Annotated in this window: 14 protein-coding genes; 7 read left to right on the plus strand and 7 right to left on the minus strand. The window is 46.2% G+C overall.

What is annotated here, in order from left to right:
- Window positions 1–26 precede the first annotated feature (26 nt).
- The 3 genes from QUA20_RS22220 to QUA20_RS22230 form a co-directional block, all read right to left on the minus strand.
- Window positions 27–263, minus strand: a complete 237-nt coding sequence (locus tag QUA20_RS22220) for a 2Fe-2S iron-sulfur cluster binding domain-containing protein (RefSeq protein ID WP_190742645.1) — start codon at window positions 261–263, stop codon at window positions 27–29.
- Between the two features lie 75 nt (window positions 264–338).
- On the minus strand, window positions 339–1,805 hold the full coding sequence (gene cobQ / locus QUA20_RS22225; protein WP_333191177.1) for a cobyric acid synthase CobQ: 1,467 nt from the start codon (window positions 1,803–1,805) through the stop codon (window positions 339–341).
- Window positions 1,806–1,949: 144 nt separating this feature from the next.
- Window positions 1,950–3,623, minus strand: coding sequence for a Ycf66 family protein (locus tag QUA20_RS22230; protein ID WP_333191178.1), 1,674 nt, complete (start codon window positions 3,621–3,623; stop codon window positions 1,950–1,952).
- Between the two features lie 150 nt (window positions 3,624–3,773).
- On the opposite strand from QUA20_RS22230, the gene QUA20_RS22235 reads away from it, so the two are divergent.
- The 3 genes from QUA20_RS22235 to QUA20_RS22245 all read left to right on the plus strand — a co-directional run bounded on the left by QUA20_RS22235 (window position 3,774) and on the right by QUA20_RS22245 (window position 4,981).
- Window positions 3,774–3,950 (plus strand): hypothetical protein, encoded by a 177-nt coding sequence (locus QUA20_RS22235; RefSeq protein ID WP_333191179.1) that lies wholly within the window; start codon window positions 3,774–3,776, stop codon window positions 3,948–3,950.
- 41 nt (window positions 3,951–3,991) lie between these two features.
- The gene (locus QUA20_RS22240) at window positions 3,992–4,174 is read left to right on the plus strand and encodes a hypothetical protein (protein ID WP_333191181.1); all 183 of its coding nucleotides are present in this window, start codon (window positions 3,992–3,994) and stop codon (window positions 4,172–4,174) included.
- A 369-nt stretch (window positions 4,175–4,543) separates the two neighbouring features.
- On the plus strand, window positions 4,544–4,981 hold the full coding sequence (locus tag QUA20_RS22245) for a DUF6918 family protein (RefSeq protein ID WP_333191183.1): 438 nt from the start codon (window positions 4,544–4,546) through the stop codon (window positions 4,979–4,981).
- 286 nt (window positions 4,982–5,267) lie between these two features.
- Here the strand turns inward: QUA20_RS22245 and QUA20_RS22250 are convergent, their stop codons facing one another.
- The 3 genes from QUA20_RS22250 to QUA20_RS22260 form a co-directional block, all read right to left on the minus strand.
- Complete coding sequence (locus tag QUA20_RS22250) at window positions 5,268–6,755, minus strand: HoxN/HupN/NixA family nickel/cobalt transporter (protein ID WP_333191185.1); 1,488 nt, start codon at window positions 6,753–6,755, stop codon at window positions 5,268–5,270.
- A 40-nt stretch (window positions 6,756–6,795) separates the two neighbouring features.
- Window positions 6,796–8,196 carry a tetratricopeptide repeat protein gene (locus QUA20_RS22255; protein WP_333191187.1) on the minus strand — a complete coding sequence of 467 codons (1,401 nt, stop codon included), beginning with the start codon at window positions 8,194–8,196 and terminating at the stop codon, window positions 6,796–6,798.
- A gap of 122 nt (window positions 8,197–8,318) precedes the next feature.
- Window positions 8,319–9,533, minus strand: a complete 1,215-nt coding sequence (locus QUA20_RS22260) for a DUF4331 domain-containing protein (protein WP_333191188.1) — start codon at window positions 9,531–9,533, stop codon at window positions 8,319–8,321.
- Window positions 9,534–10,155: 622 nt separating this feature from the next.
- Here QUA20_RS22260 and QUA20_RS22265 point away from each other — a divergent pair.
- The 4 genes from QUA20_RS22265 (at window position 10,156) to QUA20_RS22280 (ending at window position 13,147) form a co-directional block, all read left to right on the plus strand.
- Window positions 10,156–10,725: a sigma-70 family RNA polymerase sigma factor gene (locus QUA20_RS22265; RefSeq protein WP_333191190.1), complete on the plus strand. Its 570-nt coding sequence runs from the start codon at window positions 10,156–10,158 to the stop codon at window positions 10,723–10,725.
- A 144-nt stretch (window positions 10,726–10,869) separates the two neighbouring features.
- Window positions 10,870–11,490: a cupin domain-containing protein gene (locus tag QUA20_RS22270; RefSeq protein ID WP_333191192.1), complete on the plus strand. Its 621-nt coding sequence runs from the start codon at window positions 10,870–10,872 to the stop codon at window positions 11,488–11,490.
- 205 nt (window positions 11,491–11,695) lie between these two features.
- Entirely contained in the window at window positions 11,696–12,169 is a 474-nt protein-coding gene (locus QUA20_RS22275; protein WP_333191194.1) for a DUF732 domain-containing protein, read from the plus strand.
- Window positions 12,170–12,340: 171 nt separating this feature from the next.
- Entirely contained in the window at window positions 12,341–13,147 is an 807-nt protein-coding gene (locus QUA20_RS22280) for a hypothetical protein (RefSeq protein ID WP_333191195.1), read from the plus strand.
- Window positions 13,148–13,240: 93 nt separating this feature from the next.
- Here QUA20_RS22280 and QUA20_RS22285 read toward each other — a convergent pair whose 3' ends face one another.
- The gene (locus tag QUA20_RS22285) at window positions 13,241–13,783 is read right to left on the minus strand and encodes an acireductone dioxygenase (protein ID WP_333191197.1); all 543 of its coding nucleotides are present in this window, start codon (window positions 13,781–13,783) and stop codon (window positions 13,241–13,243) included.
- Window positions 13,784–14,039: the final 256 nt, after the last annotated feature.

Here is a 14,039-nt window from a genome sequence, read left to right on the forward strand (position 1 = left end):
CCAACTGCCAATTGCCAACTGACAAATTACCAAGTCGGGTCAACATAGAGATTAATTGTCACTTGCTTTTTCCCGGAAGGGACGCCGGAAATACAAGCACAAATCGTATCCCCGCCATCAATTTCTACTTCGCAAGCGTGACAAGAACCCATGAGACAGCCAGTAGGAATAGAAACCCCTGCACGTTTGGCTACATCTAGCAAATGCTCTCCTGGTTCAGCTTCAACTGTCACGTTATCAGGTAAAAAAACAATCTTTGTCATTTCATTTTAACCTCAACTCTAACAAACAATAGTTAACAGTTAATAGTTAACAGTCAACAGTCAACTGTTAACTAATTAACCTAAAATATGCTTTATATCTAAGTGCTTTTCCACTGTATCTGCTAGAGTGTCTAACAGAGCTTCTCGGTGTTCCCGGTAATTAGGAATACCTGTAGGCAATGCGCGGAGTCCCCGCTGCTGCCGCAAGTGATTTAACCAAGCTCGCCGCCAAGCTCCGTTGTCAAAAATGCCGTGCAGGTATGTACCCCAAATTGATTGAGAAGTATTGACAATTCCTAAACTCGGATCGTCAAATAGCGGTTGAGTCAAATCTGACTCTAGGATCTGCGTTTTTCCTTGATGAATTTCGTAACCGGAAACAGGCAAACCCGGTTGAGGATAGTTAGATGTTACGATTCGTTGGCGGGCAATTTTGTTCGGTGCCATCGCAGTTTTCAAAGGCAGCAATCCCAATCCTGGAAATTCTCCTTTTTCTCCCTCAATGCCTTCTTTATCGGTGATACTTTGTCCCAGCATCTGAAAGCCACCGCAAACTCCCATGACTGTACCGCCAGCTACTAAATAATTTTGAATAGCTTTGGCCATACCTGTTTGGCGCAGCACGTGCAAATCGGAAATTGTAGTTTTAGATCCTGGTAAAATCACGGCGTCTGGATGGCCTAAATGGTCTTTTGGGCTGACATATTTGACGGTGACGGAAGTTTCCGATTCTAAGGGGTCAAAGTCGGTAAAATTGGAAATTCGGGGCAGGCGGATGACCGAAATATTTATGTCGGTTTGAGAATTGGGAGAACGCCGATCGAGCAAATCGAGAGAATCTTCTGAGGGAAACACTTCGTCTATCCAAGGAATCACCCCAACTACCGGGATTCCCGTCCTTTCTTCTAGCCAAGTCAGCCCCGGATCTAAGATCGATTTTTGTCCTCGGAACTTATTAATAATGAATCCTTTAATTAAAGCCCGTTCGTCTGGATCGAGCAATTCCAAAGTACCGATAATGTGAGCAAAAGCGCCGCCGCGATCGATATCAACTACTAGCAAAGTCCGAGCTTTTAAATGTTTAGCTACCCGCATATTTGTTAAATCGCGGTGTTTGAGATTAATTTCAGCAGGGCTACCGGCTCCCTCACACACAATCATGTCAAATTCTTGACGGAGAAATTCTAAAGATTCCCGAATAGCTTGCCAGCCGATATCGAAATACTGCTCGTAATATTGAGATGCTCGCACATTGGCGATCGCCCGACCCTTGACAATCAATTGAGAAGTCATGTCTCCTTGCGGCTTGAGCAAAATCGGATTCATTTCTACCCAAGGTGCGACGCCTGCGGCCCAAGCTTGCACTGCTTGAGCGTAACCAATCTCTCCGCCGGCGGCTGTGACATAGGAATTCAGTGCCATATTCTGACCTTTAAACGGAGTTACCCGCCAGCCTCGCCGAGCAAAGATTCGACACAAAGCTGCAACAAGTAAAGATTTCCCTGCGTGAGATGTTGTTCCCACGACCATAATTGCTTTCATAATATTAAGGGAGAAGGAAGAGGGAAGAAGGAAGAAGGAAGAGGGAAGAAGTAAAAAGTAAGAAGTAAAAAGTAAAAAGTAAGAAGTAAGAAGGCAGAAGGCAGAATCAAAAAAAATTCTGATTTCTACCTTTTGCTTTTAGCCTCAAGATGAGGGCTTATCTTCGTCGGATAGATTTTCAGACTTGGATTCATCGGCCGCTTGAGCAGCTTCTACTAGCTCCGAAGGGGGGGGATTCGGGCGAATCAATTCCGGTTGTTCTCTCTCAGAAGATGGTTTTTTATCTGTGGAAGAGGGGGGATTCGGGCGAATCAATTCCGGTTTTTCTCCCTCAGAAGATGGTTTTTTATCTGTGGATTCGATCGAGATCACTGATACTGAAACCGTTTCCACCTGCACGCTCAACCCAGGTTCTCCCGGTACTTCTATCTCTACAGGCGCTGCCATTTCCACCACAGTCATTTCTATCGATGCTGCTGGGGCTTCTGCTTCCGGTACGCCTGCTGCTGCTTCCGGTTCACCAACTGCCGCCAGCGGTGTCTGGGTTTCCAGAGATACAGCAGGGGCTGTTGCTTCTGGTTCACCAACCGCAGCCAGCGGTGTCTGGGTTTGGGCGGACGATCGCTCGTCGATCGGACTTTCCCCTATTTTGTCAAAACTCGCGATTTCTGCCGCCATCAAATCGGCCATTGCTTCAACATCCCTGGGAAACGGCACTGCTTGGCTGGTTTCAACAGCAGTGTTGCTGCTTTCGGCTGCCACTTCCGCGGCCGCCTCGGCTAATTCGGATTCGAGAATCTGGTCGATACCCGGTGCAGGACTTGCCGGTATTTTAGATTCAGGTGCGATCGATTCTGGAGTCGCTGAAGGTTTTGGCGTCTGGGGAGTTGCATCAGACTTGTTTTTACCCGCACCCCGTCCCAACATACCGCCGAGACTATTTTTGATATTGCCGAACAGACTTGCGAAACCGCCGGATTTTTTAGCAGGTTTGGCAGGAGTTGGGGCCGCGACCGCTGCGGCCGCAGCGGCTTGCGACTCTTTAACGGCTGTCCTCCATTCTGTTTCCATCTCGTCAAAATCATCGGCTTCTGGCTGCTGTTGAGGCTCTGGCTGAGCCTGTGCTGGCTCCAAACTTGCTGCAGCGGGAATTTCCGAAATTTCTAGAGGTAGAGGTAGAGGAGTGAAGTTGCTGGCTAATTCTGCTGGGGTTGGTGAACTCTCAGCAGCAGGAGTTTCGACTGAAAAGACGGGTATTTCTGCAATTGCAGGTGCGCTCCTGTCGGGAATTTTCAAGTCAGGGCCGATCGCACTTTCGGCTGTCGAATCGATCGAACTTTCGGCAATAATTTCAGCTATTGGGGGAATCGCGGGCTCTTCCTCTAGCTTTACCTCGCCCTTATCCACAGCGGGTGCTGGAACCGCATCAGTTTTCGGTTTGGGCGATCGAACAAACTTAGGTTTTTTCGCTGCCGGCTCTTGTTTCTTGGTAAACAAGCCCGCCAACAGTCCACCTGCAGCCCCCGGCAAACTCACGGACTGAGGAATCGGCGTTTGCTCAGCAACGGGCGTCACCAGCCTGCGCAAAGTCAGAGTTTCCCAAGCAAACCAACCCAACATAGCCACACCCGCCATTTGACCAAGCAGGAGAGCACCAGTAATTCGTCCCGCACAAGCCCATAAAATTAACGCATAAAAAAGCCCTACCCCGCTCCAGGTAAAATCACTTTTGCGGTGAACTTCTGGAAAAAAGAAGGCAGCCATGTAAATACTGAAGCTGCCTAGACCGACCGCCAACGCCAGAAAGTATGCAAGCATATTGTCGGTACCTCCGCTGTGTCAAATAACTTCTACGCGCTAATTCTACCTTTCAGAGAGACTCAACGGCTTCTTTCTCTCGGACAATTCTCGATTTTTCGGGAAGTTCGGCAACGAGCAGTGTAGGGGATTTAACGGATTTAACGGATCTTGACGCAAGAAGTCAAGCCTAAAGATTTTCCCGTTCTCCCCGACTACTCTCTCTCTCCCCCCTACCCCATCACCCCCTATTCCCATCACCCCCTCTTTTGTCGTGATATGTGTCACTTAACTATGCCCGTGCGATCGCACCAAGGGACAGAGGATGTTTATATGGTGTATGTGTAAGAGGAATTATGCCCTAGGGCATATGTATTGGAGACAGTGCCATGTTAGAAAAAATTTTATTAGCGGCCGGCTTAACCTTATCGCTTCAAGTCTTTCCCGGACTAAGCACTTCCGCGACATTACCGAAAAATTTAGTATTGCGATCGAGCGACCGTCCGGCTCAAACCGTCAAACTTCCCCTCGTTTCAGTACCTGCGGGCATCAAGCCGAACGTCGAATCGTAATGATACGTGCAAGATACGTGCAAGTGCGATCGAACTTAGGCAGAGTCTCTCTAATATTTTTTTCGAGTAGTTCTCTTTGCTATGTGACTGTTCACAACTCATCAGTTGGTAGTAAGGGCTTTAGTCCTCATTAATATCACCTAATAAGGACTAAAGCCCTTACTACAAACCCTAGCTCAATAATGAGTAGCATATCGGACATTAGTTCCCATAACATACTAAACAAATCTCAACATCAGGTTGTCAACTAGAGACATTCCACCTTAAAAAAGTTAGGTAATTTTGAGTAAACGATCAAAATAGATATATGATGTCTGATTGAGTTGAAAGCTAATAAGCACATTGACCATTAAATCAAGGAAAGTGAAAATGGGACTTGGCGATATTCTCTTGGATGAAAACAACAGAAAAACTTTTGTTGATGACTGTGTAAAGTTGATAGACAAACAAGTTGCTGCAGCGCCGGGATTGGGCGGTCTGGCTCTTAAAGCTGCCTACTCGACTGTCAATGGGATACGGGCTGACTATTGCGCCCAAGTCGTCGATCAACTTCTGCCAGAAATCTCGATCGCACTCGATCCGATGTGGACTGAAGCGGTCAACAATGGCAACCCGGTCGAATATCTTGCTGAAAGAAAAGCTATAGTGGCAGACGAATTGCTCCAGATCAGCGACAAAAGGGTAGAGAACAGCACAAGAGGGGTTGTTAAAGGCGCCTATGCCAAACTCCGCCCCTCAGCTAAGACTTACGTGGAAAAGGGAGTACCGGATTTAGCCGAAATTATTAATAAACATAGTGCGATCTGATCTTGAATTGGTGGGGACTTCCCGCCAATTCAAACCCTTGTCGGGGCGGGGACTTCCCGCCTGCTAAGCTGTTGAGCATTTAAATTGCATATTTCGGGCGTTGCTGCCAGCAACAGCCCACTAATGGTTTGATTATTTCTGTCGATGCAATTTAAATGCTGATTAGCTTAGTTAATTTTGGAACCCAAAAACTATCAAGAATCCCCAGCTAGAGAAAATTTCTAAACACGATTTAGGCGTAAGTGCTGGTTGATTTCGGTGACGCTACTTATCCATTGCGAATTACTCACTGATTCGCCCCCAATATTTTAAACATAGCCTGTCCGGTGATCCCCAAACCCAAAAACATTACAAACATCGCGCTAACCGCAGGCAAAAATTTGACTGCGGTTATCTGCTTTGGCAGTTTATCAAAATTACGTTTGGCATAAACTAAGATTAACCCGATCGCACTCAGCACTAAAGCCAATCCCAAACTAAAGGCTACCACTAGCGTCATTCCCAAACCAACATTACCCAAAGCCGACGCGCTCAACAGCATTACCAAAGCGGAAGGACAAGGCAACAAACCGCCGGAAATTCCCAACGCTAATAAGCTTTTCCAAGTAATAGGAGAACCCTCAGCACCGGGCGGCAAATGCGAGTGAACGCGGCCGTCTCCGTGATGGTGGTAGTGGTGAGATATATCGGGTTTTACAGGTTTAAATTCTCTCTCCCAACTTCCCCTACTCAAAAGATTTACTGCTTCTTCACCTTCGGCAGTAAAGACTTTAGTCCTTAGAAACCAGTTTTTTATCTTAAAAATTTTACTTGTGATTTTTTTGATAACTTCAGTCCTCACTACCAACCTAGTTTTGATTTTTTCTAAGAGTAAGTTAAGACCGATGAAAGCTACTAATAAACCTGAGATTAAACTCAGCCAAGGATCTAATTTTTCTGGGTTGATTAAGTTAGAAGCAAACAAAGTAATTCCGCCCACAGCAAACACGCCGGCAGTGTGAGTAATTGTAGTCGTCGCTGCTAGAAATAAAGCGTGTACCGGAGTAGCCCGCGAACCCACTAAATAAGCGCCGACTATGGTTTTTCCGTGTCCGGGCGACATCGCGTGCACGCATCCCCAAGCAAATGCTCCCGCTATTGCTAACAGCAAACTCCAACCAGAATCCCAGGTAGATTCCTTTCCTGCTAACAAAAAGTCCCGGTTTTGCGGCGTAAATACAAAGCTTTTTACCGCACCCGCTTGCACGATCGTAGCTTGACAGCTAGCTGTCAGCACTCCGGGCAAAAACAGATTGTAATTAATCCGCAATTTATCGGCTTTTGAGATGGAAATTGAGTCAGGTAAACCGGGGGTTATATTTTGAGAATGTGCGGCCCAGGTGTAGTCTAAGATTAAGGTGCTGTGGGTATTCGGCTGCTGGATTAAGCTGGCGGTTTTAGCTGCTATTTCTAGCGGCTTTACTGCTACAGAGCCTTGAATGTTGCTACTGTTGGCGATGCGAATTTGTTGGCTGAAAAACTTTTCTAGCTGTGTTTGGTGGTTGCGAACCTCAGCAGGTTGTAGCTGGCTGTCTCGATTGTCGTCGGCGAAGTTGGTCAAGCCTGTTGGGAAGGTTAATGTTACTTCGGTTTGCAAATCGTTGACTACTATTTCTGCTACAGATAAGTCTGACCAGTGCGAGTAAACTGGTCTGGTTGAGGTTGTGAAAAATAGTAATATTGTCAGAAAAAAAAGAATCAGATATTTGTACGATCGCACAAATTTTGTGTGCATAAATTTCTCCTGCTTCAAGAGGCTGTTCTTCTGGCTAATTTCAAAATTCATAACTTCCCAAACCCAATGCTTGGCGAGATCGATCGTCAAAACTCGGGTCAATTTCCTTGGACTTTTGAAAATAAGCGCGAGATTCAGCATCCTTACCTAAAGTCCGCGCGATCGCACCAGCCCGGTAAAACATACCCGCATCGCGAATGCCCGATCGCAGTATTTCGGCCATCACTCGATCGGCCTTTTGCCATTCCCCAGAGCTCGAAAGCGCCCAAGCCAAAGTATCCAACGTCACTGCATCCCGCCGAATTTTCACCTCCTCCTGCATTAACGCCAGCGCTTCCGCGACATCCTGCGATCGCCCTTTTTCCAGCAGCAAACTCGCCAAGTCGCGCCGGTGGCCAAAACCGCCAGAAACCTGTTCCTGTCGCAGCCCAGCTTCTGCTTTGTCGCGAAGTCGCCGGGATTCGATCGCATCTCCCTCTAACTCTTTAACTCTCGCCATACCGCGATCGACAGTGCGATCGAACACCGTCGCAACCCCGCCAGAATACGCCGAAACCTTGCTGTAATAGCCTTCCGCCTCCCGATAATTGCCCTGCCGCGTCTCCAAATCCGCCAAATAAATCAGCGCCAGCGGGTATCGCGGCACCAACCGCAGCGCCTCCAAAAACAGCGCTTTCGCCTGCACAAACTGCCCGCGACGCACGTAAAATCGACCCAAGAGCGATCGGGCCCGCGCCGAACCAGCAACCTCTCCCGGTTCCTCCGCCGCCATTGCTTGGCGGTAATCCTGCAAAACCTCAGCATCTCGGCCCTGAGACTCTCTCACTAAAGCTCTCAAAGTGAGAGAACCCAAGTTCGGAATCCGGTTAACTAAAGCTTCTGCGGCAACATTTGCCTCGCTCACTTTTCCCATTGCTAAGTGAGATGTAACTGAAAGGGCGATCGCATCTTCACTGTCAGAACCCACCTGTTTAGCAAAGCGCAAAGCAGTAGCAAAATCGTGTCTGGCCTCGGCAATTCGAGCTAAAACTAACAGCGCACCTTTGTTGTCAAAAGGCAAATCGGCGATCGACCTTTGAGCCGCCTGTTCTGCCAATAAAAACCAACCTCCCTCCCCAGTTGCGCGAGCCATTTTTAAATAAGATCCCGCCAGTGCCGCCCGGTTCAAACCGCTGCGGAAATCAACAGCCAGCCGCTGCTGGTAAAAAGCAATTTCTTGCTGAATTGCTTCCTTTTGATTCGGATTATTTCTCAAACTTTCCGAGAAATGATATCGGTAATTAGCATCGAGATTTTCGGGACTTTTATTAGAAAATTTACCTGAAATAAAACGCAAGTTAGGAGGTAAATTTACTACTACCATCCCAACTAAAGGAGCTACTATCAGCAGCCCCCACGAGAAAATGTCAGATTTTATTTCCGGTTTAGTTTTAGTTTTCATACATCCGCGTTAATTAGCGTTCATCTGCGGTTAAAAAAGTATTTTCTATCTGTCATTAGCCAATAATTCATAACTAATGACTAATGACTAATGACTAATGACTAATGACTAATGACTAATGACTAATTAGGCAAAGCCAAATAAGGAAAATTCGGTTCTAAAGGTTTGTGTCCCTGAGCCGGATTTCCCGCAGTTCCGTTATATGAAACGTTATCGCCAACCGGAGAACCCACCAAAGCTCCCAGAGTGATATCAATAACGTCGTCCATCAGCATACGACCTCCGATCAAGCTTCCTTGAGCATTTGTAGCGCTAGCGTAGCCGCTGGTTTTTGTGGTATCGATCCGCATGACATCGGGTAAGAAAGCTCCGGCGATCGCATTTGGATCGACATTATCCCGACCGTCCAAAAGATCCACAGCATTCAGAGTAGCAACAGCTTCCTGCCGCACTGGAGCAGCCGCACCGCTCAAATCCAATCTCGGAGGAATACTGTTGAATGCTTCCAGGAAGTCGGGAGTAACTATCAAACCCTCATTAATTGCAGGTCTCGCCAAACGCTCGAATTGTTTGAAACCGCCAACTCCGTCTCTGATAGAAACAGTTGACCAAACATCAAAAGTATTCGCCCCGCTTCCTGCTTGCAAAAACGCTTTCGGAACGCGCACGGCAATTGTATTGACGTTGTAACCTTTAGTAAAGTCTATCGCTTGATTCGGTTGTTTAAAAGCAGTGCGCGGCCCCGTTCCCAAAGCTGCAGCGCGAACTCTAAAAAATTGTTCGACATCAAAGAAAAACGGGTCTTCCCGCAACCCTGCAAATACAGTCAGGTTAGAACCGCCCACAGGTACTGTATTCAAAACAGCATTAGAATTCAGCGGAGTTGTGGCAATTAGCCCGCCGTTAACTGTAGTCTTAGCAACTGTCTCGGAGCCACCGCGAACAGCAGTCACAGCCACTGCCTGCATACCTTTATTGTTAGGCGGACTGAAAGCAAACCGCAACACAATATCGGCGCGTCCAGTAGGTGTAGAATTTACGTCACCTACCTGCGAGATGTGAACTTGGTAGAGAGCAGTGGTGCTGAAATAATATTGATAGCGAGCTACAGACCTGGGATTTGAATTCAGGATCAATACTAAATCCCCCTCGGCAGCTCCTGAATTTTGGTCTTTTTCCCGAAATACGTAGAGGTCAGTTAAATTGACAGCGCGACCTTTGATATCTACTTCGCCGTCGTCGTGGTCAGAAGCGACAATTATCCCTGGAGTTAATAGAGCAATTAGAGCTACTTCAATAGCTAGTATGGTTCGGCGAATTTTTTTTGTGAGCTTCACAGTTAGCACCTTTATTTCAATGAAATTTTTCCACAAATCAATGGTAAATAACCCGCATTCGCGGGTTTTAGTTTTGTAGCAACAGGTGGAAATCTGTCAACCTGTCGGGCTTTTGAGCTGTTGCTGAGCCTTCTCCTATTGGTTGTATACGAAGGTTTGGCAATTTTGGATCTGTGCTGCCAGATTAATTTATGTAAAAAAGTGCGTTATTGAGCATTTACTCGTTCCCGGACTATTCTTGGGAATGCCTGCTCGGAGACAGAGCCTCCCTCGATCCAGTGGAGCTAGAGCATCGCTTGTATAGGTTTCTAGGCTCTTCTTGGGAGCGAGCGAACAGAGCTTGTGAACGAGTTAATGGCGCGGTTTTGAATGTTCAGGCTCAGGGCATTTCTTCGTTGTGCATAAAGCGGATTGCTAAGTGTCAAAAAAATTACTAATCAGGTGGTAAAATTCAAGATGACTTGGGATTTTTACAATTCAAAGCACGACAAAATTAGCCTGAAAAGGCATACTCCAGCTTGTACCCCCAACTTCAAACTTACAATTATGTTCTGTAGTGATATACGCCGAATTGTTAATTTTGGATCTGTGCCGTCAAAACAAAAATTTTGGGTACACTGAAATGACAGGCCAGAAGTCAGGCGATGAATCGCTGCTTTTAGTGCAGATTGCCCGGAAAGACCAAACGGCATTAGCTAAACTTTACGATCGCTACGGTCGCCCAAGTTACGCTCTCGCTTACAAAATTCTGGGTTCGGTAGAAGAAGCTGAAGAAGTGGTAATCGATGTTTTTTCCCAAATTTGGCAAAAAGCAGCAACTTACGATCCTTCTCGCAGTCGAGCAGATACTTGGTTGTTCATGCTTACCCGCAGTCGTTCCCTCGATCGGCTCCGAGCGATGCAGCGAACAGTCCGGGCTGCTGAAGCTTGTCTGGAAAATGCTAAGGTACCCATCTCTAGCGTTGCAGAACCGATGGAAGATGCAATGTTTAAAGAACGCAGCGAACAAGTCAAAGCAGCCTTAGAAAAACTGCCAAAGGAACAGCAAGAGGCGATCGAACTCGCCTACTACCAAGGGCTGACTTGCGCGGCGATCGCAGCTAAAACTGGTATCCCGACAGGTACAATCAAAACCAGAATTCGGTTGGGCATTTCCAAATTGCGTCAAGCTTTGAGCGAACAATTTTTTTAGATTGTCAAAAAACAAAATTTAAGTTTTTTAACATCAATCTAAAATTATGGCATCTCCAATCATCCATCTTGAGTGCGAGGGCAGCAGACCCATCTCAAATTTAAAATCAACTTAGGCTGAATTACAATTAATGCCGGAAAACAGATGGAAATGATGCCAGACGAGGAGTATAAAATCCTTGCAGCCCTTCAAGCTCTCGATATCCTCGACGAGTCAGAACGCGGCGCATTTGCAGAGAAATTGAAAGAGTCCGCAGAACTTAGAAGTGAATTAGCAGCTTTTGAAGCCGCAATTGCCGCGATCGCCTACACGGCCCCCCCAGTTCCTGTCGCCCCCGACCTCAAAAACCGCCTGTTCCAGCGCATAGCCGAACTGCCGCCAACTCCGGCAGAATCAGTCAATTTAAAGCCCATTGTTAGCTCCCCAACAGAGAACAATACTCCATCTTTAATCGTGCGATCGAACGATGTAAAATGGAAATCTTATGGAGTTCCGGGAGTCTCGTTCGGCAAGCTTTACATTGACAAAAAAAAGCGCGAAATTACCTGCTTGATGCGACTAGAACCGGGAGTAACATTTCCCATGCACCGACACGCAGCCTCGGAGGAAGTGCTTGTATTAGAAGGAGACTTAATTGTAGAAGGGGAAATTTGCAATCAAGGCGACTACATTCGATCGGTTCCCGGTTCCACACATTCGCCCCTCACAGAAGGGGGATGTTTGCTGTTAATGAAAACTTCCATAGACAACGAAATGTTCGTCTGATATTATGTCGGTTGAATTTCCTGCCATGATTTCTTTTTCCTGGGTCGGGGCGGGTTTATCTCTGTTTTGAATCAGCTTTACAGATTGTTGATGAAACCATAATTGACAAGTATTTCGGTTAATTTACCGGATTTATATGACCCAATAGCACCGCATTGCTCCGCATTCTGCGGTGAAAACTCCCAAAAATATCACGTGAATTTCAATGCTAAAATACTCGGGTTTAACTGCTGTTGTGTCCGCCGTTATTATACAATTTGTATCCAGCGATCCAAGCGCGATCGCCCAAGAACGCGAAGGATGTTTTCTGGTCAATTCAGCGGGAGAAGTAATTAACTTAAATGTGTTGTGTTCGCCGCAAGAATCCGACATTAAGCTGACAGGAAACGATGGGAAATTTCTCGAAGACTACAAACGCTTAGCAAAAAGCTACTCTCCAGAAACAACGAACAATTTACTGCAAGCAATCCAAAGGGCCCCCGGTCAAAAAATTGCCACAGCTAAAAGAATGTGTGCGGAAGCAAAATCGGGAGTTTCTCTGCCGGAGTTTAAATTAAGAGCGATCGGGCAAGCTGTCAGTATCGAAAATCCAACTGCCAAAGAAAGTTTTCTCGCGGATGCCGATATTATTACCACTCTTGCCGCCAACCATTATTGCCCGGAATTAGCCAGTAAGTAATATCATGAAATCTGTAGGGGATGCGGTAAGGGAGCATCTCAGTTTTGCTTTTACTGTCGGTGTGCGATCGTCCCGCTCGCACTCCTAAAAAATGCTTTTTACCAAACTGAGATGCTCTCCACAGTAATGCCGCGTCTCTACTTGCAGCAACGATCCATGAAGTTACCGGACATGAAACATTTAAAATCAAGCTCCGCGGACTTGCGGGATTTATTCAAAGACAGCATTACAGTTAAATACCTCGCGGAACCGCTGAAAGCTGTCCCCGCTTGCGAAGACGCAGCCAAATTGCGATCGTGGATGGAGGCCCGCGATTTTGACGTGCTCGGTATCGAAGAAAACGGCACGGTTTGCGGCTATGTAGAACGATCGCACTTAGGTAAAGGCAAGTGCAGCGACTACCAGCAAATTTTTCACCCCTCACAATTAATCGCCGCGTCCACTCCTTTAATGGAATTGCTCCCGCTGCTGCGAGAAAAACCGAGATTATTTGTATTGGAAAGCAACAGGATCAACGGAATTGTTACCTGCGGCGATTTGCAAAAAGCACCGGTGCGGATGCTGCTATTTGGATTGGTGACGCTTCTCGAAATGAATTTATTGCGAATCGTGCGCATTTACTTTCCCCAAGATTCTTGGCAGAAATTGCTTAAGGGCGATCGCATCGTAGCGGCAAAACACCTTTGGGAATTGGGGCGATCCCGAAATGAAGCAATTGACTTAATCGATTACCTGCAATTTTGCGACAAGCGAGATTTAATCCTGACTTCTGCGGAAATACTCGAGCGGCTGGGACTCAAATCCAAACGCTACGGAGAGCGTTTTTTAAAATCAGCAGAAGCATTGAGAAACAAATTAGCTCACGCTCAAGATTTAATCAACGGTTCTTCTTGGCCGGAAGTGATTTTTTTAGCTCAGGAAATAGAAGCGCTTTTGCAGCGCTGCGAAGAAATTGAAATAGCCACACCACTGGATTAGATAGCCTTTCATGGGTAACATTAGTTTTTAGTAAGGTGCGCAGTACGCACCTTACATTGAGTTTTTACTAAGGTGTGCACGGATCGCACTACATTAGTTTTTAATTTTTAACTTCCTGTTAGTGTACTGAGGAACCCACCCTTGAGCAGTGGTGTAATACTGCACGGCTTTCAAGTACAACGACGGAGTGAGATAAAACCAATGTTCGGTATTTGCTGGCACTTTAATGTATTCTTCAGCTTCCAGCATTAACTGTACCTGACAGCCGTTAGAATACACAAACCCAAAAACACATTCCCCAGCTAAAATGTGAAGAACTTCTGGATCTGTGTGGGTGTGAGTGCGATTGCTTTGAGCCATGAGCGGGTAAATCTGTGGCGAACCGGGGTGCAGCACTTTTAAGTCGCACCACTGACATCCGTCTGCACGCTTGAACTGTTGAAACTCGCTTTGAAACGCTGCGAGTATCTGCTGTTTTTCTGTTACATTGAGAATGTCTTGGGCTAGCAGTTCTCGAACCGCAGGATTTTCCCTCATTGGCAGACGATCGATCTGAACATTTAAAACAGCCAGTTGGCTGGCGATCGCCGCGATATCCCTATAAGTCCTACCGTCTTCTAGTTGCATAACAGCCATTGTAAACCACCTATTTATTTGGCTTTGAGGATAATTTAGTTTACTGTTTCCATCTAGTGTGACAGACTAAAATCCTGCTTGTTTTCTATAATAGCCGATCGCTAAAATTAGATATTTGGTCTAACAATTTATTAAACATTTATCACAGCTTAACTATAAAAATTAAAATTTTAACTTTTATTTAACAATACTCCGGACAGTTTTTAAGCAGCCAGAGTACCATAAGACAAGACTGAAGGAAGATTTGGATGATTTA

Source organism: Microcoleus sp. Pol7_A1, assembly GCF_036701085.1.
Lineage (GTDB): Bacteria > Cyanobacteriota > Cyanobacteriia > Cyanobacteriales > Microcoleaceae > Microcoleus > Microcoleus asticus.

Coding starts and splice junctions, on each gene's coding strand:
- QUA20_RS22220 (WP_190742645.1), bottom strand. CDS start 263: ATGACAAAGATTGTTTTTTTACCTGATAACGTGACAGTTGAAGCTGAA.
- cobQ (WP_333191177.1), bottom strand. CDS start 1,805: ATGAAAGCAATTATGGTCGTGGGAACAACATCTCACGCAGGGAAATCT.
- QUA20_RS22230 (WP_333191178.1), bottom strand. CDS start 3,623: ATGCTTGCATACTTTCTGGCGTTGGCGGTCGGTCTAGGCAGCTTCAGT.
- QUA20_RS22240 (WP_333191181.1), top strand. CDS start 3,992: ATGTTAGAAAAAATTTTATTAGCGGCCGGCTTAACCTTATCGCTTCAA.
- QUA20_RS22245 (WP_333191183.1), top strand. CDS start 4,544: ATGGGACTTGGCGATATTCTCTTGGATGAAAACAACAGAAAAACTTTT.
- QUA20_RS22250 (WP_333191185.1), bottom strand. CDS start 6,755: ATGCACACAAAATTTGTGCGATCGTACAAATATCTGATTCTTTTTTTT.
- QUA20_RS22255 (WP_333191187.1), bottom strand. CDS start 8,196: ATGAAAACTAAAACTAAACCGGAAATAAAATCTGACATTTTCTCGTGG.
- QUA20_RS22265 (WP_333191190.1), top strand. CDS start 10,156: ATGACAGGCCAGAAGTCAGGCGATGAATCGCTGCTTTTAGTGCAGATT.
- QUA20_RS22270 (WP_333191192.1), top strand. CDS start 10,870: ATGGAAATGATGCCAGACGAGGAGTATAAAATCCTTGCAGCCCTTCAA.
- QUA20_RS22275 (WP_333191194.1), top strand. CDS start 11,696: ATGCTAAAATACTCGGGTTTAACTGCTGTTGTGTCCGCCGTTATTATA.
- QUA20_RS22280 (WP_333191195.1), top strand. CDS start 12,341: ATGAAACATTTAAAATCAAGCTCCGCGGACTTGCGGGATTTATTCAAA.
- QUA20_RS22285 (WP_333191197.1), bottom strand. CDS start 13,783: ATGGCTGTTATGCAACTAGAAGACGGTAGGACTTATAGGGATATCGCG.